Annotated in this window: 17 protein-coding genes, 1 tRNA gene and 1 pseudogene; 9 read left to right on the top strand and 10 right to left on the bottom strand. The window is 41.6% G+C overall.

Features of this window, described 5'->3' with window-relative positions:
- Positions 1–29 precede the first annotated feature (29 nt).
- The gene (locus ACM0OS_RS06875) at positions 30–728 is read right to left on the bottom strand and encodes a rhomboid family intramembrane serine protease (RefSeq protein WP_414542456.1); all 699 of its coding nucleotides are present in this window, start codon (positions 726–728) and stop codon (positions 30–32) included.
- Between the two features lie 143 nt (positions 729–871).
- On the opposite strand from ACM0OS_RS06875, the gene ACM0OS_RS06870 reads away from it, so the two are divergent.
- On the top strand, positions 872–3,034 hold the full coding sequence (locus ACM0OS_RS06870) for a tetratricopeptide repeat protein (protein WP_414542421.1): 2,163 nt from the start codon (positions 872–874) through the stop codon (positions 3,032–3,034).
- A 67-nt stretch (positions 3,035–3,101) separates the two neighbouring features.
- On the opposite strand, the gene ACM0OS_RS06865 is transcribed toward ACM0OS_RS06870, so the two are convergent.
- Positions 3,102–4,439: a MurT ligase domain-containing protein gene (locus ACM0OS_RS06865; RefSeq protein ID WP_414542420.1), complete on the bottom strand. Its 1,338-nt coding sequence runs from the start codon at positions 4,437–4,439 to the stop codon at positions 3,102–3,104.
- 265 nt (positions 4,440–4,704) lie between these two features.
- Between ACM0OS_RS06865 and ACM0OS_RS06860 the strand changes: the two genes are divergently transcribed.
- Positions 4,705–5,292, top strand: a complete 588-nt coding sequence (locus ACM0OS_RS06860; RefSeq protein WP_414542419.1) for a thylakoid membrane photosystem I accumulation factor — start codon at positions 4,705–4,707, stop codon at positions 5,290–5,292.
- Between the two features lie 170 nt (positions 5,293–5,462).
- Positions 5,463–6,071: a hypothetical protein gene (locus tag ACM0OS_RS06855; protein WP_414542418.1), complete on the top strand. Its 609-nt coding sequence runs from the start codon at positions 5,463–5,465 to the stop codon at positions 6,069–6,071.
- 106 nt (positions 6,072–6,177) lie between these two features.
- Here the strand turns inward: ACM0OS_RS06855 and ychF are convergent, their stop codons facing one another.
- The 5 genes and pseudogenes from ychF to ACM0OS_RS06830 all read right to left on the bottom strand — a co-directional run bounded on the left by ychF (position 6,178) and on the right by ACM0OS_RS06830 (position 8,822).
- Complete coding sequence (gene ychF / locus ACM0OS_RS06850; RefSeq protein WP_414542417.1) at positions 6,178–7,269, bottom strand: redox-regulated ATPase YchF; 1,092 nt, start codon at positions 7,267–7,269, stop codon at positions 6,178–6,180.
- Positions 7,270–7,304: 35 nt separating this feature from the next.
- On the bottom strand, positions 7,305–7,505 hold the full coding sequence (locus tag ACM0OS_RS06845; RefSeq protein WP_414542416.1) for a hypothetical protein: 201 nt from the start codon (positions 7,503–7,505) through the stop codon (positions 7,305–7,307).
- Between the two features lie 194 nt (positions 7,506–7,699).
- Positions 7,700–8,002, bottom strand: a pseudogene (locus tag ACM0OS_RS06840) (alkaline phosphatase D family protein); the annotation flags it as partial.
- 231 nt (positions 8,003–8,233) lie between these two features.
- A complete protein-coding gene (locus ACM0OS_RS06835; protein ID WP_414542415.1) occupies positions 8,234–8,491 on the bottom strand; it encodes a DUF4926 domain-containing protein in 258 nt (85 codons plus the stop codon).
- Positions 8,478–8,822, bottom strand: coding sequence for a DUF6883 domain-containing protein (locus ACM0OS_RS06830; RefSeq protein WP_414542414.1), 345 nt, complete (start codon positions 8,820–8,822; stop codon positions 8,478–8,480). Before ACM0OS_RS06830 ends, ACM0OS_RS06835 begins: the two co-directional genes overlap by 14 nt.
- A 40-nt stretch (positions 8,823–8,862) precedes the next feature.
- Between ACM0OS_RS06830 and ACM0OS_RS06825 the strand changes: the two genes are divergently transcribed.
- The 4 genes from ACM0OS_RS06825 (at position 8,863) to ACM0OS_RS06810 (ending at position 14,360) form a co-directional block, all read left to right on the top strand.
- Positions 8,863–10,305 (top strand): aminotransferase class I/II-fold pyridoxal phosphate-dependent enzyme, encoded by a 1,443-nt coding sequence (locus tag ACM0OS_RS06825; protein WP_414542413.1) that lies wholly within the window; start codon positions 8,863–8,865, stop codon positions 10,303–10,305.
- 68 nt (positions 10,306–10,373) lie between these two features.
- A complete protein-coding gene (locus ACM0OS_RS06820; RefSeq protein WP_414542412.1) occupies positions 10,374–11,384 on the top strand; it encodes a sodium:calcium antiporter in 1,011 nt (336 codons plus the stop codon).
- A gap of 576 nt (positions 11,385–11,960) precedes the next feature.
- On the top strand, positions 11,961–14,219 hold the full coding sequence (locus tag ACM0OS_RS06815; RefSeq protein ID WP_414542411.1) for a GAF domain-containing protein: 2,259 nt from the start codon (positions 11,961–11,963) through the stop codon (positions 14,217–14,219).
- 69 nt (positions 14,220–14,288) lie between these two features.
- Positions 14,289–14,360, top strand: a tRNA-Lys gene (locus tag ACM0OS_RS06810).
- 137 nt (positions 14,361–14,497) lie between these two features.
- On the opposite strand, the gene ACM0OS_RS06805 is transcribed toward ACM0OS_RS06810, so the two are convergent.
- From ACM0OS_RS06805 to ACM0OS_RS06795, 3 genes are read right to left on the bottom strand one after another with little or no spacing between them, the layout of a single operon-like run.
- A complete protein-coding gene (locus tag ACM0OS_RS06805) occupies positions 14,498–15,325 on the bottom strand; it encodes a cysteine peptidase family C39 domain-containing protein (protein WP_414542410.1) in 828 nt (275 codons plus the stop codon).
- Positions 15,322–15,588 carry a hypothetical protein gene (locus tag ACM0OS_RS06800; RefSeq protein WP_414542409.1) on the bottom strand — a complete coding sequence of 89 codons (267 nt, stop codon included), beginning with the start codon at positions 15,586–15,588 and terminating at the stop codon, positions 15,322–15,324. The genes ACM0OS_RS06805 and ACM0OS_RS06800 overlap by 4 nt, the downstream gene beginning before the upstream one ends.
- A 41-nt stretch (positions 15,589–15,629) precedes the next feature.
- A complete protein-coding gene (locus tag ACM0OS_RS06795) occupies positions 15,630–15,929 on the bottom strand; it encodes a GNAT family N-acetyltransferase (protein WP_414542408.1) in 300 nt (99 codons plus the stop codon).
- A 567-nt stretch (positions 15,930–16,496) separates the two neighbouring features.
- Between ACM0OS_RS06795 and ACM0OS_RS06790 the strand changes: the two genes are divergently transcribed.
- Together ACM0OS_RS06790 and ACM0OS_RS06785 are read left to right on the top strand one after the other, a co-directional pair.
- On the top strand, positions 16,497–16,757 hold the full coding sequence (locus ACM0OS_RS06790) for a DUF4278 domain-containing protein (protein ID WP_414542407.1): 261 nt from the start codon (positions 16,497–16,499) through the stop codon (positions 16,755–16,757).
- A 103-nt stretch (positions 16,758–16,860) separates the two neighbouring features.
- Positions 16,861–18,654: a hypothetical protein gene (locus ACM0OS_RS06785; RefSeq protein WP_414542406.1), complete on the top strand. Its 1,794-nt coding sequence runs from the start codon at positions 16,861–16,863 to the stop codon at positions 18,652–18,654.
- Positions 18,655–18,658: the final 4 nt, after the last annotated feature.

Genomic DNA, 18,658 nt, shown 5'->3' with positions numbered 1-18,658 from the left:
TTTATGTATAATACCCAATAGACGTAAAATTATTTTCTCCACTTCATATAAACCCCACCAATAAATAACCCAACAAACTGCGCCCAGTAAGTAGAGCCAAGGGGATTAACACCAAATGGCGCCATGTGTAAGCTCCCTACACCATAAAATAGCTGTTGGATAAACCACCAAAAAATATAAAAATAAGCTGGCAGTTCTATAGGAATGTATATTATTAATAATGGCACAACTGTGTCTACTTTAGCTTGAGGAAACTGCATTACATATGCTCCTAAGATAGCTGCGATCGCTCCATTCGCGCCAATCAAGGGAACTGTCAAATTCGGTTCCAGCAAAATTTGCGCTATTCCTGTCAATATCCCTGCAACCAGATATAACCCCAGAAAACGCCCATGTCCAATAAAGTTTTCTAAAGTTTTGCCAAAAACCCACAAAAATATGAGATTTCCCAAAATTTGACTAAAGCTACCGTGGAGAAACAGCCGGGCAAACAGTGAAGCCGAACGCCAAAAAACCACTATCCAAGCAGCCGGAGTGACGTGGATTGCATGGGTAATAGCCCCACTCATTTGAGCAGGAATCACACCCCAGGTATTGATAAAAGAGCCTAATTCCCCAGCAAATTCTAGTTTTAATTGCCATAAAAATATGACAATGTTAATACCAATTAACCAATAAGTGATTATTGGCTGATGACGACTACGAATATTATCACCAACAGGAATCATATCAATTTTAAATTTTAGATGAATCTTCTCCCCATCTCCCCATCTCCCCATCTCCCCATCTCCCCATCTCCCCATCCTCCCTGTTCCAGCTAATTTGTGGCAAGATTGGAATCAGACACAATGCACTCAACTAGGCAAACGAGATGCTGGGAAAGACACTTGTTGGAAGATACCAAATTATTAGCCACTTAGGGGGTGGGGGATTTGGTGAAACTTTTGTTGCTTGTGATACTCACTTGCCTGGATTACCTCAGTGTGTTGTCAAGAGATTGAAACCTCAAGCCACTGACCCAGCAAATTTAGAGACAGCTAGGCGCTTATTTGATACTGAAGCGCAGGTTTTGTATAAATTAGGGATTCATGACCGGATTCCTCAGCTTTTAGCGTTCTTTGAGGAAAACGCGGAATTTTATCTAGTACAAGAATTGATTACTGGCCATGACTTGAGTCAAGAGTTAACGCCAGGAACCACCTTAAGTGAAGAACAGGTGCTTGACCTAATTCAAGAAATTTTAGAAATATTAGAATTTGTTCATCAACAACAGGTAATTCACCGCGATATCAACCCCCACAATTTACTCAGACGGCAAGCAGATAACAAGTTAGTTTTAATTGACTTTGGGGCAGTTAAACAAATCACCACTCAAATAGTTAGCCCTGAAGGGCAGACAAAAGCTACTGTGGCTATTGGTACTCCTGGATATCTGCCAGGCGAACAAGCCCAGGGTACACCCAAATTTAGTAGTGATATCTATGCGGTGGGAATCATCGCTATTCAAGCCCTTACAGGATTATCACCAAATCAGTTAGAAATTGATGTTGATAGTAATGAAATTATTTGGCAAAATCAAACCACAGTCTCACCAGAATTTGCCCAATTTATCGACAAAATGGTGTGTTACGATTTTCGGCAACGTTATACTTCAGCAACGGTTGCATTGCAAAGCCTTAAAGAGTTAAAGCAACCGGCTTCTGGGACTTTAGTTTTGAGTCCAGCTTTACCAACTAATGTTGCCTTGCCTATTAATCAGATTAGCAAGTTAAAAATTCCGCAAATCAAAAAAGGCATATTAATAAAGTTAGCTTTAGGCATATTTCTGGTAGGAACAAGTGGTGTTGCTTCTATATTTGTGATTAATTTTATTAATGCTAATAACGCCACAGCATTATCTAAACAAGGAAGTACCCTATTTGACCTCCAACGCTATCAAGATGCTTTGGCAGCCTATGAAGAAGCAGTAAATATTAGACCAGATTATGCCCAAGGGTGGAACGGTCAAGGCAAAACATTATTTAAATTGAAAAAATATCCAGAAGCCTTAGCCGCATACGACAATGCCATCCAAATTCAACCAGATTATGTAGAAGCTTGGAGTGGTAGGGGTTTTGCTTTACAAAATTTACAGCGCTACCAAGAAGCGATCGCCTCTTTTGATAAAGCCTTACAATTAGATAATGAATACGCTGAGGTTTGGAGTGCTAAAGGAGAAATTTTTAGTAAATTACAGCAATACAATAATGCAATTCAAGCATATGACCAAGCCATAGAATTAAAACCCGATTATTACGAAGCTTTATATAGTAAAGGGTTAGCTTTTCATAGCTTAAAGCAATATGAAGATGCAATTAGCGCCTACGAAAAAGCTGTGGAATTGAAAACAGATTATAGTCAAGCTTGGTATGCCTTGGGTAATGCGCTGGTGAATTTAAATCGTTACGAATATGCATTAACCGCTTACGATAAAGCTGTACAATATAGACAAAATTATCACCCTGCTTGGTTCTCTAGAAGTAATGTACTGATGACATTACGGCGTTATCCCCAAGCAATTGAATCATTTAATCAAGTAATTAAATCTAATTCCCAAGATTATCAAGCATGGTACAGTCGGGGATGGGCGTTACATCAAAGCCAACGCTATGAAGAAGCTGTGGAATCTTATAAGAAAGCCGCAGCCATTAAACCAAATAATTATCAAGTTTGGTATAACTTGGGAAATTCCCAATATATTTTACAGAAATATCAAGAAGCGATCGCAGCTTATGATCGGGCGGTACGTTATCAAGCAAACCATGCCGAAAGCTGGTACAGCAGAGGTAATGCTTTAGTAAATTTACAACGATATAAAGAGGCGATGGCATCTTATGATCAAGCGTTGAAATACAAGCCTAATTATCGAGAAGCCATCAACGCTCGTAACCAAGCCCAAAGTCAACTATCAGTTGACCCAGAGGCGATTATTGTCCCCGTAATTACCGAAGAGGCAGAGGAGCAGGGGGCAGGGGGCAGGGGAGAAAAATACTGAAATTCGCCTGCAAAAAGGGTTTCAAGCCCCTAAATTTATTTATGCACACCTGATTGACTCTCACCGATTAAAGAATTTTACGCCCAGTGAGAACTTCTCGCACTTCTAACATGGCTGAATAGGTGGGTAGAATGTGAAGAGTTTCATTGTCTGGTGTATGTTTTAATGCCGTGGCGATGGCCTGACGCAAATCTGATTCTACAATCAAATTTAGGTGACTCTGCGCCGACTTTTCACTATAGCGTAGACGTAAGGCCATATCATAGACGCGATCGCCACTGACTACTAAAGTCCCGCCACGTTCCACTAATTTTTCTGTATCTACGTCCCAAATCCATGATACATCTGTACCATCGGGTGTGCGATCGTTTAATACCAAAAGTGTAGTTTTATCAGTGCTTTGAGTCACCACGCGAATTGTTTCATTTGTCCCCACAGGATTTTTGGATAACAAAATTCGCACTCGTTTACCGTTAATGACCAAATCTTCTGCGCGACCAAAAGCAGCTTGAAAGTTGTTAATTGTATCTTGAATTATTGCTTGATCAACGCCTAACTCTTGCGCCGCAGTCACAGCCGCTAAAGTATTATATTTGTTATACAAACCCACCAAAATTTGTGACCATTGGCTGCTTTCTAGTGTGGGCTTACTTTTACTAAAACCACACTTGGGACAAGTAAAATCTCCCAAATGGGACAAATACACACCTTGATAATCCAGAGAGTGTCCACAACTAGGACAATAAATCGAATCAACGGCGTGAGGAATGGCTTCTAGATAGTGTTCTGGTTCATTCATCCCAAAGAATAAAACCTTTTGGGGTAGCTGTTGACCGAGATAAGATAAAGTTGGGTCGTCAGCATTGGGAATCACTACGGTTTCTAGTGGGAGGGTAGAGATGACCTTTGTCCAACGCTTACTAATGCTGTCTACTTCCCCATACCTATCAAGTTGGTCGCGGAATAAGTTTAAACAAAGGATGATTCTCGGTTGGAGAGGTTGTAAAACTTTCGGTACAATATTCTCATCTACTTCCAAAATGGCGTAATCAACGTTCAGCGCACCCACTAAGTTGGTGTTTTCTATTAAAGCCGTCATCAAGCCATTTTCCAGGTTTGCACCTGTAGAGTTATGGGCGATACGGTAACCATTGCGTTCTAAAATTGTGCATAAAAGTAGCGCTGTAGTAGTCTTACCATTAGTACCAGCAATGAGAATCACCCCGTTTTTCACTTGCTGACTCAGTAATTCTAAAATTCGGGGTTCAATGCGACGAGCAATAGAGCCTGGTAATACACTAGCAGCACCCAGACGGAGCGATCGCACAACAAACGTCACACTTTTTGCCACTAACACTGCGAAACCGAGTCGCAGTCTATCAATGAGTCTTATTTTCTTTCCCACATTCGTTCCCCAATCTTCCAGTAATTGCTAATTAATAATCTTTAATTTGCAAATTTAATAAGCGTGAGTTTAACGAATCCTTGCCCAAAAAGCCAGTCCCATCTCCCTCATCCCGTACTTCCCCACCAAAGCTACCCACTTTCGAGAGATAATCCCAGTAGGCGTTATCTTAAAAAATAGAGTGCGGGTGTAATTATATATCCAGCCCAGTTAGCCGAATTCAGCACACACTTACAGCGATTAGTAGCTTGCAAGGTTCTCTTTGATGAATAGCAAAAAGTTTCTTTTTTTACAAAAACAAATTGCTGACTGGCGACGGTTGGTGTCCAAATGCTTGTTACTGCTTGCTTGTCTATTAGTGATAAGTGTCCAACCTGCATTTGCTGGTATTGATGATGATGTTTATGATGGCAACATTTTTGTAATTTATGCTGGTAATGGTTCACTGGTTCCTCCTAAAGAAAGTTTGGCCAAGGCTTTAGCAGATAACAAACCTGTATTTTTAGCCTTCTATGTGGATGACAGTACTGATTGCAAAAAATACGCCATTTCTATTTCACAGGTACAAGAATTTTATGGTCGGGCGGCAGAAATTATCCCCATTGATGTGGATAGCATTCCTGTCAAACAAACCTACGAACCCACAGAAGCCGGATATTACTACTCTGGGGCTGTTCCTCAAGTTGTAGTCTTTGATCAGGCAGGTAAGGTAGTTTTGAATAAGCAGGGTCAAGTACCTTATGAAGAAATAGACGATAAATTTCGAGAAGTGTTTGATTTGTTGCCCCGTACCGAATCAGTACAGTTACAGCGGCGTTCATTCAATGAGTTTAGTAGTGAGTTAGCCGAATAACTTTGAGGGTAGGCCAAATTGGTCTGCCCTAATTTCAGTTTTATCTGATACTGCATTCCCCTTGATGACAAAGGATAATATTTAAATAACTGCCTGAAACATCTACCATCTGACAACCAGTTAGGAGTTAATCTCAAGTCCATAACTAATGACTAATAGAGTGTGTTCTGATGTCAAAGGTTTATACTACCGAGAAGCTAATCCAAATTTTGGCAGATGAACGCCAAGCTTGCCTCACAGGTAAACGCCTAAAATTAGAGGTAACAGTCTCTGGTAACCCTGTCATTGACCAGTTTATCCAAACTGACGGACTACAAAAGTTCACCGCCTATCAAGATTTTAAAGCTGCCATTCACGAATATCAGAGGGAACACCAAGTTTCAGGTATTGTCTGGCGGGAGATGACAGTCAAAGGTAAAAGCCTCCACTACCCAGAAGTAAATACTGAATTAATCGCCCTCAGTGAAGACTTAGAAATACTCAAAAATGCCAAAAATTCTATGTTGGAATTTTGGTATGAAGTGACTGCGGGGATGGATCTGTATTTGAGTTTTAATAATAATAAACAACATCAAAAAATTCTCAAACCAGATGTAGAAAGAATTGCTCAAATTACCGAATGGGCAAGTTTGTGGAAGTGGGAAAATTCTAGCTTTTTGGAAATGATTTTACAATTAGGTTGGGGTAAACCAGAAGAAGCTTGTTATAAAAGGGGCAGACCGCAATCGGGTAGTGAACATATTCATGCTGTAAATCCTGGTAATCATCCCATCGGTTAAATTAGGGAGTGGGGAGTAGGGAGTGGGGAGTGGGGAGTAAAAAAATTATTGTGGGGTGGGCGTACTCGCCCGCCCAGAACAAACAAGATGTCTGTTATACGCAAATTTATACGTTAAACCGGAATAACATCACATCCCCTTCTTGCACAACATATTCTTTCCCTTCACTGCGAACTAAGCCTTTTTCCTTCGCTGCATTCATGGAACCATTCGTAACTAAAGCATCATAAGCAACAGTTTCGGCGCGAATAAATCCCCGCTCAAAATCAGAGTGAATTACACCTGCTGCTTGGGGTGCAGACATCCCCGCATTAATTGTCCAAGCGCGGGTTTCTTTGGGGCCACAAGTGAAATATGTCCGCAAGCCTAATAGAGCGTAGGTAGCACGAATTAAAGATTTCAAGCCGCCTTCTTCTACGCCTAAAGATTGGAGAAAATCAGCTTTATCTTCTTCTGGTAATTCTACCAATTCAGCTTCTACTTGCGCTGAAACTATGACAACTTGGGCATTTTCAGTATCCGCAACTTGCCGCACTTGTTCCACAAATTCATTACCTGTTGCCAACTCTTCTTCAGATACATTGGCAGCATAAATAATGGGTTTATTGGTGAGTAGTCCCAGTCCTTTAATAATTTCGGCTTCTTCCTCAGCCAAACTTACTTGACGGACAGATTTACCTTCATTTAAAGCGGCTGCTAATTTTTCTAATATTGCCACTTCAAACTGAGCATCTTTGCTGGTGCGGGCTTGTTTGCGGGTGCGGTCAATGCGGCGTTCAATTTGTGATAAGTCGGCTAAACCTAGTTCTAAATTAATGATTTCAATGTCTCGCGCTGGGTCAACAGAACCGGCTACGTGGATAATATCATCATTTTCAAAACAACGTACTACATGGACAATTGCATCCACTTCTCGGATGTGGGAGAGAAATTGATTACCTAATCCCTCACCTTGACTTGCACCTTTGACTAAACCTGCAATATCGACAAACTCAACACGCGCCGGGATAACTTGTACAGAACTGGCAATTTTAGCCAGAACATTTAAGCGCTCATCCGGTACTGCGACAACGCCGACATTCGGTTCAATCGTGCAAAAAGGAAAATTAGCTGCTTCTGCTTTGGCGTTAGCAACTACGGCATTAAATAAAGTAGATTTTCCGACGTTGGGAAGTCCGACAATTCCGGCTCTTAGCATTTTCGATTTGAGATTTTGTGAAGTACAGAGTCAATTTAAACAGGTTCAGGTATGGTTTGGGGAACTGTTCCGGGAACTGTTTGGGGAATAGGGGCTGGTACTGGCCCTGGTATGGGTTGGGGAATGGGGGTTGGTACTGGTTCTGGCCCTGGTGTGGGTTCGGGAGTTGGGAGTGGATTTGGTTGAGGATTAGAAATTTGTGGTTCGGGTATAGAAATCGCTGTAGGGTAAATCATGGTATGTCTAATTTTAATTATTCGACTTTCTTAAGCTAGATGACAACTTCCACTGATGACATCTCCCCAAATAGCGATTACCCGGTTAAATATCCTTTTATTAATTTATCGCTATTGCTAGCAACTGTGTTTGCAGATGGAAATCCCCCAAATGATCATCTGGGGGTTGGTTTGATCTTAACGATCGCGTGTGGTTAATTTATCAGTGCGCCTGGTTGTCCATTTGGGACTACATAGGAAACTAGGGTTTTGACAGAGGCATTCAAGTCAGTGATGCTGGAGACAACGCGGTAATCACTTTGCCAAAGTGCTGGTGTCAATTGACAACGAACATATCCCCGGAACGCACCATCAAAGAATTTAGTGTGGGGATTGTTGCTAAGGGAAGCTTGTACAGGGGCGATAAATTGGCTGGGGAAGTCAGAGCAAATTGAAGTTCCGACAAACTCAGTACCGACTGTTGGTGAATTTGGTTTATCAAAATCAAGCTTCAGGTCACAACTGCGGTTCTTCCGTAGGTGTTATGCTAAACTTCAAACTAAAATTAGGAATTTCCCTTAAAAATCAGGGGTTTCAAGCAGTTAGAACCTAGATTTTCTCGCAAAAGCTCAAACGTCAATGTTAAAAGCTGTATTTCTTGCCCAGTCAGGGATATGAGCTAATTTATAGACGTTTTTAGCATAACAAGTAATGAAGAACCACAACTGCTTGGTCAGTTAATTTAAAAATTAAGCAATTGCCAAGTCATAATGTAAGACTAAAATTTCATCTGCTCTCAAAGTCGCCATTGCATATGCACAGCCTTGGGTATCAGCAAACTCGACTAAATAATGATATTCTTCTTGCTCATACACTTCTACAATTGTTCCCACTTGCCCACTGGGTAAACTGTCCATAGAAGTATAATCCTCTTCCACTAGTTGTAATCTTTCAATGGGAATAGGCTTGAGTGTCGCAATACTATCCAAAAGTTTAACTTTTTTCATTGAACTTCAGAAATGCAGTAATCAAACGTGGATAGGGATTTTTAGTAGTGATTTCCCAGATTGTCCGCAGCCTGATTCCGTTTGTATCAGGTACTATCCAATCTACCTTAAACTGTTGACCAAATTGTGTAGTACTTTGCTGAACAACTTCACCTGCAACTGCTGCTGTTTGCACAAGCTCACGCAAAACATCCGCATTTTCTGGCGTGATTCCTAGAATCGATGCGAAAATCCTGGCTTTATGTTTCCCACTGGGATGTTCTGGGTTTAGACAATAACCTATTAACTTTTGGGCAGAAATCTCTGCTTGCTCGCCGTTAGGTAATTTCATCGTCTTTAAATTTTATCATTGGCGGTTCTTTGCTGACATAATGCTTAATCAAAACCAAACACCCTTATTAGATGCCTTAAAAGCTTGTATAACTAATGCTCACGCTCCTTTTTACACACCAGGACATAAGCGAGGAAAGGGCATTTATCAACCCTTGGCTGACTTACTGGGGACACAAGTTTTTCGTGCGGACTTAACGGAACTAGTAGATTTAGATAATTTGTTTGCACCCCAAGGTGTAATTCAAAAAGCCCAACAACTAGCAGCCGCCGCATTTGGCGCTTCACAAACATGGTTTTTGGTCAATGGTTCTACCTGTGGGATTGAAGCGGCAATTCTCGCCACCTGTGGCACAGGCGATAAAATTATTATGCCGCGCAATGTGCATTCATCTGCGATCGCCGGGTTAATTCTCTCTGGTGCCATACCGATTTTTCTCAATCCTGAATATGACCCAGTTTTAGATATAGCCCATAGTATTACGCCTGAAGCTGTAGAAGCGGCACTACAACAGCATCCTGATACCAAGGCAGTATTGACAGTGTATCCCACATATTACGGTGTTTGTGGAGATATCCAAGCGATCGCTCACATTACTCATCAGTACAATATCCCATTACTCGTAGACGAAGCACACGGCGCGCACTTTGCCTTTCATCCACAATTACCTACCCCAGCTTTAGCCGCAGGCGCAGATTTAACTGTCCAGTCTATTCACAAGGTACTCGGTGCTATGACACAGGCATCGATGTTACATGTTCAAGGCCAGAGAATAAATATTGACCGAGTAAGTAAGGCTTTACAACTGGTTCAATCTACCAGTCCCAGTTATATACTTTTAGCTTCCTTAGATGCAGCACGCCAACAAATGGCCCTACAAGGAAACGCCCTCATGTCTCGCACCTTACAACTTGCAGACACAGCGAGAACGAGAATTAGCCAAATTCCAGGATTATCAGTTTTGCAAATGCCAAATTTAGATCGAACACGGTTAACTGTAACTGTTTCCGGTCTAGGTTTCACTGGATTTGATGCCGAAGAAATTTTAGATGAACAACTGGGTGTGACAGCCGAATTTGCATCATGGCAAAATGTCACCTTTATTATTAGTTTAGGTAATACCCCAGAGGATATAGAGAAATTAGTTCAAGGGTTTACTAAATTGGGGAGTGGAAGCAATACTAGTAGTCTGTCAACAAGAAAACAGTGGATTGTATGGGATGATAAATTGAGACTGTCGCCCCGCGAAGCTTTTTTTGCTGTTAGTGAAACTTTGCCTTTGGAACAAACAAGCGATCGCATCTGCACTGAAATCGTCTGTCCTTATCCCCCAGGGATTCCCGTTTTAATGCCAGGGGAACTGATTACTCCAGCAGCTTTAGAATATCTCCAACAAATTCAAGCAATGGGTGGATTTATCAGTGGTTGTGCAGATAGCAGCCTCAAAACATTAAAAGTAGTCAAAATAATTCGTAATTCGTAATTACTTTTGTATTTAAGGTTTTAAGTATTATATGTAGTGCATTAAGTTCCCCCCAATCCCCAATCCCCATGCTCTTATTCCTCCAAGTTTTCGTATGTTTCCTCTTAGTGATTGCTGTAGGAATGCAGCTATCGCACAGTGCTGATGTTGTCGCTGAGAAAACCGGTTTAGGGCGTAGCTGGGTTGGGGCGCTGCTCTTATCAGGTGTTACATCTTTACCAGAATTGGCTACAGGGGTGAGTGCTGTAGTTGTATTGAATGCCCCAGATTTGGCTGTGGGGGGCATTTTGGGTAGTTGTATGTTCAATTTACTAATTTTGGGACTACTGGATATTTTTAGTGGGCCAGAACCGTTACTCAAGCGTGCGCCTGTGAGTCATGGATTGGCGGCTAGTCTCGGTTGTGCCATGTTGGGGGTAACGGCGGCGGGGATGTTGTTGACTTCTTCAGGAATTAATTTGACTTTGGCTTGGGTGGGTATTCCCAGTTTGTTATTAATTTTGCTCTACTGGGTGAGCGCGCGGACAATTGCTTTGTTTGAAACTAGACGACGGGCGGCTATTTTGGAGGTAGAAGCAGAAGCTCTTCAATACCAGCATATCGGGCGAAAACGAGCATATCTGAATTTTGCTTTTTTCTCAGTGGCTACGGTGCTTCTCGGTGTCTGGCTGGCGTTTTTGGGCGACCAAGTGGCTACGGTGACTGGTTTGGGGCAAAGTTTTATCGGTGCATTGTTGCTGGCTGGGGCGACATCTCTACCGGAAGTTGTGGTGTCGGTGGAATCTATGCGGATGAATGCCGTAGAAATGGCCGTATCTAACATTTTTGGCTCTAATCTCTGGAATTTGGCAATTCTAGGGATTTATGATTTGGTGTACTTGCAAGGTAATTTGTGGTTACAGATTAATCCAGTTCACTTGTTCACGGCCATTGTGGCCATGATTATGACTTCAGTTGCCATCGCCGGGTTAATTTATCATGCCGTTAGTCGCTCCCGCATGTATGTCAATGTCACTTGGGATGGATTAATTCTCATCGCTCTCTACATGGGTGGGATGTATATCATCTACCGCAATTAAGCTCGGATTTTCTGCAATCTCGAAATTCGTTACAACTAGATGAACTCCTACGTCGAAGGGGTGAAACCCCCCACGTGTTAATTATCTTTAGGGTGATTAAAAGCCTGAATCCATACTCAACAAAAGGTTACTTGTCTTTAGCTGTTCCCATTGAGAGAGTAGGCTTGTTGTTAATAAATATTACAATTCATTAATATGTCTTTTGCTTGTACGTAAGTATATGCAAGAATCTAAAAACATTTCTGATAAAAAATAAGACTTACGCACACTCTACCAATTCTTGGCGTTTTGGCGTCTTGGCGGTTTAGATAAATCCAGCTTTTGGGGAATTTTTGCGTAAGACCTGAAAAATAATAGTGAAACTGTAGCAAAATAATATAATTCTATATTTAAACACTAAATTAAGTTAATGTTATTATTCTACCGATATTTCATACAAGAAATATAAACACATAAAAATCGATATCAAAAGACTAAATAATACTTTGCTTTAGGCGCCAAACAGCAGTTTTTAACAGCTAAGTTACTAGAAAGCGTCTAGAAAAATAGTCAGTAATAGTAGATAGGGACTCTCTGATGACTATAAATCCAACTGACTTCACCGTAGAGTTGAAAAAAAAATCATCTCCTCATATTCTCTTCACTACAGAATTTAACGAACACAGTAGTAGTGAACAATTTCTACTGAGTATGTACGATTCTGTGCAGGCATCTATATTTGTTGTAGATGTTTTAGAAAATGGTGATTTTTGTTATGTGGCACTGAATCCTACTCATGAACAATGGGTAGGCATTAGTTCTGAAGACTTAAGGGGCAAAAAACCAGAAGATATTCTTTCGCCCATTGATGCGGCTAGAGTACGTCAGCATTACTCTGATTGCGTAAGCTTTGGTAAAACTATTTCTTATGAACAATGCTTACAATTTCAAGGAGTTACTACTTGGTGGAGTACGACCTTAACACCAATACGGGATGCTAACTCGAAAATTTACCGACTAATTGGCACCAGTAGTAATATTACTCCTGTCAAACAGGTAAAACAAGCAAAGGGGATGCAGGCAGAACGAGAGAAGTTATTAGCAGCCATCGCCCAACGCCTGAGTGAGTCTGAAGAGTTAGAGATCATTCTTCAGCAGACAGTCAAAGAAATCCGCCAGTGTTTGCATTGCGATCGCGTCCTGATTTATCATATTCAACCTGACAACAGTGGCACAATCATCGCCGAATCTACGGTAGCACCTAGTGTGAAATTGCTGGGCAAAAACTTCTGCGATCCCGGCTTCAGCACCCAATATAAAAAACGTCATGGACTGGGTTGTATTCAAATTATTGAAGATATTTATGGCGCAGGTTTAGATCCTTGTCAAATAGACTTTTGGAGTGCTTGGCAAGTAAGAGCAAATTTAGTTGTGCCGATTTTGTTACAGCAAAATTTGTGGGGACTATTAATTGCTCAACATTGCCATAAACCCTATGGGTGGACAGAAATTGAAGTTGACCTAATCAAGCAATTAGCAACCCAAATCGGCATTGCAGTTCACCAAGCCGAACTATATCAGCAAATACAGCATCTCCAATCACAATTAGCATCTCAGTCCCAGCAGCATCAAGCCCAATTACAGCAAGCACAAAACTTTCAAACACTGTTACGCTGCATTACCGAACAAATCCGCGATAATCGCCAAGCAACACAGGTTTTGCAAACAACGACTCAAGAATTAGCCAAATTACTAGAACTTGAGAATTGTTACATTGAACTGTACAGCGATTGCTGCAAAGTGGTGAGTATAGCTTACGAGTACAAAGCAACTTTACCCCCCGACAAGGGATCGACCAAAAAGATTGCAGACTTTCCCGAAATTTACCCCACACTGTTGCAAAAAGAGCATTGGCAATCTGTGAAAATTGTCCCTGGATGGCATCCCCAGTTACAGCTAGTTACACAGCTAGCTTGTCCCATATTTGATGATCAAGGAATTGTGGGCAATATTTGGCTGATTAGACCCACACAAGAGATGTTTGATGAAAGTCAAATCAGTTTAGTGCAGCAGGTAGCTAGTGAATGTGCGATCGCAATTCGTCAAGGACAACTTTATGAAAGAACTGAAGCACAAATTAAAGAATTAGAACAACGAGAACGTTTGAAAAATGAATTTCTGCGGATTTTATCGCAAGAATTGCGGACACCCATAACCAGCATCAGTCTGGCTGTCCAAACCCTGGAAAGTGTACTCACACCAGAAGGTGTTTTAGATATCGAAATAGTACCACAACTTTTACAGATTCTGCATAACGAGTGTGGCAGAGAAAGTAAGTTAATTAACGACTTACGAAAACTTACCTATCTAGAAACCCAACCTGATCCCCCGACTTTAATTGCCATTGATCTCCAGACTTGGCTACCTCCCATTGTGGAGTCTTTTCGGGAACTTACCAGTTGTCAGAGACAAGAATTACATCTGATCATAGAGTCGGGGATGCCACTGTTAGAAACAGACATCACTGATTTAGAGCAGATAATTACCGAACTGTTAAATCATACTTGCAAATACACTCGTGCTGGTCAATCAATCACCGTAGCTGTTAACTTGACAGGGGATACAGTACAACTGACTTTTCTCAATTCTGGCTTAGAAATCCCCGCCAATGACCTATCAAGGATTTTCGAGCCGTTTTATCACATTTCCAAAAACGATCCCTGGAAATATAGCGGTACAGGATTGGAACTGGCTTTAGTACAAAAAATGGTGAGAAATCTCGGTGGCTCTATCGATGTAAAGAGTGCAGATGGTCAAACCACCTTTATCGTGCAATTTCCCCAGGTGAGAGCGTAGCCTTCTTGAATTTGCCCCAGCATCACTAGTGAATCAGCCAGAAATATGCTACTATGAGATTCTATGTTTGGGTGACTAGCTCAATGGTAGAGCATCAGACTCTTAATCTGCTGGTTCTGAGTTCGAGTCTCAGGTCACCCATTCTTAAAATCTTGTAGTTTTCTCTCAATAGACATCTCCAAAATATACTATTTTGGAAATGTCTATTCATACTACCTTTACCATTCATCTACCGTTAAATGAATTTTGTATGAACCTTGGGTGATTTTTCTTTCGTATTATGAGTTATCCCTTTTAAGTGGGAAAACTAAACGGCGAATTGCCGTACCACTGCGACGAGCTTCATGATAGGACAAAGGCAAATGCAGCACTTGTTTACCAAAATCCAGTTTTAATTCTTTCTGCAACTTTTCTGCAAATGCAGCCACCAAATTCGATTGTGTCCAAGTCAAACCGCTATTGACCAAGGTTAACCCCATCACTCCCACAGCCACCAGAGTCAGCAGTTGACTATTATTTTCTACCAAAACTTGGTCGGTGAGGAATTGCAGCAACAATGGAGTAGCCAAAGCTAATAATCCCACCCCTAAATTTAAAGGTAGCAAAATCTGCAAAATTCCCCGTTGTTGCCAGAGGCGATGCAGCAAACTGGCAAATGGATTAATCGGAGTTGGGTCTTCAGCTTGAGCCGCAAAACGCTGTGGTTCTGGTTCTAGCAATAACATCATATAGCCTTGCCAGTCCTTAAGGAGTTCTTGGCGGGTGAGATAGCGAATACCCATTGCGGGATCGGAAATTACAAACTTCCTCCCTTTTTGCCCGTAGAACACCACAAAGTGATAACCTTTCCAGTAAAGAATGGCAGGTAAAGTTAGCTCGTGCAGTTCGTCTAAAATGTCGGGGGAGGCCTTAATCGCTTTCGTCTCAAATCCCAAAGCTTGTGCGCCATATTTCAACCCCAACATGGTAGTTCCCCCTTGCCGAGTGCCTACCAATTCTCGAATATAGTTAATTCTTAAACAGCGTCCATAATGTTTGGCGACAATAGCTAAACTGGCGGCTGCACAGTCTTCCCCACTATGTTGTCTTACCCAATGGTACTTCATGACAAAACCTTAGTTACACTCCAGGCATAGCGAATTTCATCCAAATATGGTTTGAGGCGACGATGCACAAACTTCACCATTGGGGTATTGTCTATATCCACCCGAAAAGTGCCTTTAGTATGGGGAAGATTCTCTACTTGTAGTTGAATTGCTCTAGCTAATAATAAGGTACTGCGGCTCAAAGGTTGAGATTTGGGATTTACAAACATTTGGGTATAGCGGATAGTATCAGGTGCAGTACGATGGGTAATTATCCAGCCCATTACTTGATTTTGATAGCGTAAGCCCAGACTATTAAGAGGTTCTAGCTTGTTTCCATCCGCGCCATTAATGCTGTACCCACACCCTGGCTACGATGGCTAGGGACAACAAATAAAGAAAGTATTTGCCCATAAACTTGTGGACTATAACGAGCTAAAGCTAACCCAATGGGATTTCCTGCTAACTTAACCCCAATGCCCACAACAGGGACATCGGGTGTCAAGTTCTGCAATAAGGAACGGAAGTGCGGATAAGTAAATTCCTCATAAACAGAGGCATTGATTGTATCAATCAAAGTCAATTGATATGATTGCACCGTGTCAGCGTATGGAATTTTACCCATATTCTTTACTCCCGTTCCTATTGATTTATCAGAGTTCACATCATCATGTACTTTTGCAGTCAAGCCGCTTCAGTCTCTACTACAATGACTGAGTTACTTGACATGACTTGAAAAACTCCTATTACGTCCAATCAAATTTCCACCTCCGCAAACAACCTCTAATTCTGAGTCGTTAAGTTCTGGGTACTTAACAGTATTTTGGATATTGATTTTGGTGTTGTTCTTGGAATTTTTTACAGATTGACTATTCATCATTAACATCCTAATTTGAGTTATTTTTGCTTGTTGAAGCTTGATTTCTTCTGCTTCACAATTACCATAATGGAATGAGAGCAAATAATTGTCGATACAGAAAAGCTAAGGACTTAACTGACTTAACTTAATTGGGTGAAACAGCAATAAACCGCACCTGTGGCTGATAAAGAGGGCGAAAAGTTAAGTAAATCCATTCTGTGCTAAATCCTTAACTTTTATACATAGACATTAATTTCTAGAAATCCTATAAATAAATTATTGCTGAAACATAAAATCAAATGTTGCAGCAAACTAGCATTTTATTCATTTACAATGAGGATTATAAAAATGGAAATAAATTATCAATTATTACCCTATGAATGCGATGATACTTTATCTAAAGAGACGAAATCAAAAGTATATTTAAAGTATCGTGGTGCTGCTTATAATATTAACTGTTCAGTTGTTAACCAAAATATCCAAACAGATCAAACTCTAATTTATCGTGGCGCACTTTATATTAAAAATCAAGTTATATCTACAATTTCCCAACCACGGAGAAGTTTAAAATATCGGGGTGTGATTTACTCTTAATTTTTCTTAAAATCCACAAATTAAAACTAAATGTAACGCCGCTTCTACAAAGGCGGCGGTATTCCCTATTCTGCCTAAATTGGATAATTACAAGGATACGCAAATGGCAACTTTCACCGTTACTACATTAAATGATGTTGTTAGTTCCACCGATGGGCAGTTGAGCCTACGAGAAGCGGTCACAGCCGCAGAAGCCCTACCTGGAACTGATACCATCGCTATCAATAGCATTGCTCTCTTAAATAACCCAATTGTCATCAGACCAGGCAATAACATTAACTTCCAGGGGAATGGGACTAGCTTTACTGGCTTCAATGGACAGGGGCGCACCTCCTTATTTCTCATTAATAACAGCACCGTTACATTTAATAATTTGCAGATTAATAGGGGTCTTGCCCAAGGCGGCAACGGTAGTCGGGGTGGCGGTGGTGGTTTAGGGGCTGGAGGAGGCCTGTTTCTAAATCCAGGTGCTAATGTCACAGCAAATAATGTCGTGTTTTTTGATAACCGGGCAGTCGGGGGTAATAGTTTTGCTGGTCGTGGCGACGGTGGGCGGGGTGGAAATGATTCCTCGGCTGGAAGCAATGGCTTTCCTGGTGGTAGTGGTGGCTTACCAAGTTTCTTCGCCATTGGAGGTATAGTCCCAAGTAGCGGCGGTAGCGGTGGTGCTGGTGGTATTGGGGGCGCAGCTGGCGCATTTGCTGGGGTTGGACGCGCTGGAGCGAATGGAGGTAATGGTAGGGCAACCTTTAGTGGTGACAGTCCAGGTAACGGTGGTGTGGGTGGACAAGGTGGCGGCGGCGCAGGTTTAGGCGGTGCAGTTTTTGTCTCTAACAACGCCACCTTCAACGTCAGGAACAGTTCATTTCTTTTCAATTCTGCTGTTGGTGGTAGTGGCTTTCAGAATGGTCAAGGACGGGGTGGTGCAATCTTCGTTCAGTCGGGTGGTCTATTGCGGGATATGGGCGGAGTCAGTTTCATCCAAAATTCTGCATCAACGGCGAATGCGGATAGCAATATCTATCCCGTTAAAGTCAACCGTGGCGATCGCACTATTGAGGTAGAAGGGTTTCAGGGAGTAGGACGGGGAAGCAATCCCTCGCTGGAAGTGCGGGAAACCTTTGATGAACTCATATTTACAGGAGAGGGTTTAGTTGCCAAAAACTTGCTCCTTACCCAAACTGGTGATGATTTAGTTGTCAGTTTTGAAGGGGTTGATGATACCCAAGTGATTCTCAAGGACTTTGCTCTAGAAAACCTGGATAACTTGCCGATTTCTGGTGGTCAGCATGGTCAGATTGGTAACATCATGTTTGATGGTGATGAAACCCTGCAAGACAGTTTTGATATCTTCAATGCAGACTCCACCCAAAACAGAATTTGGAATCGCAACACCGTTACTTTCCTTAATGATTTAGATAATGATGTGCGCGGTTTTAATAACTCCGATGACGTAATTAACGGTCAGGGTGGTGATGACATCATTCGTGGATTCAGTGGCGATGATATTCTCCGTGGTGGTGAGGGTAATGATAGCCTTTATGCTGGAAAAGGTGCGGATATTCTCGTAGGTGGGCTGGGAAACGATACGCTGTATTTGGGAAGCGATCGCCACATTGATACAGTAATATATCGTCAAGGTGATGGCAGTGATGTGATCCATCAGTTCCAGCGTGGTGCAGGCGGAGATTTATTGCAATTTGAAGGTATCGAGGCGATCGATGTAGTGGTGCATGGCCGCAATACCTATTTCCATTTAGGTGATGGCGTGACTGGAAATACAGGATTTGGTTCAGGTGATTTATTAGCCGAGTTACGCGGTGTCAGGGGATTTACTTTAGATAACATCGGGTTAAATCTGGCATCTGGTAATACTGCACAGTTCTTGTTTGCATAAACTA

The organism is Nostoc sp. CCY0012 (genome assembly GCF_963920855.1).
Classification (GTDB): Bacteria; Cyanobacteriota; Cyanobacteriia; order Cyanobacteriales; family Nostocaceae; genus Cyanocohniella.
This window is presented reverse-complemented; position numbering and strand designations above follow the sequence as displayed.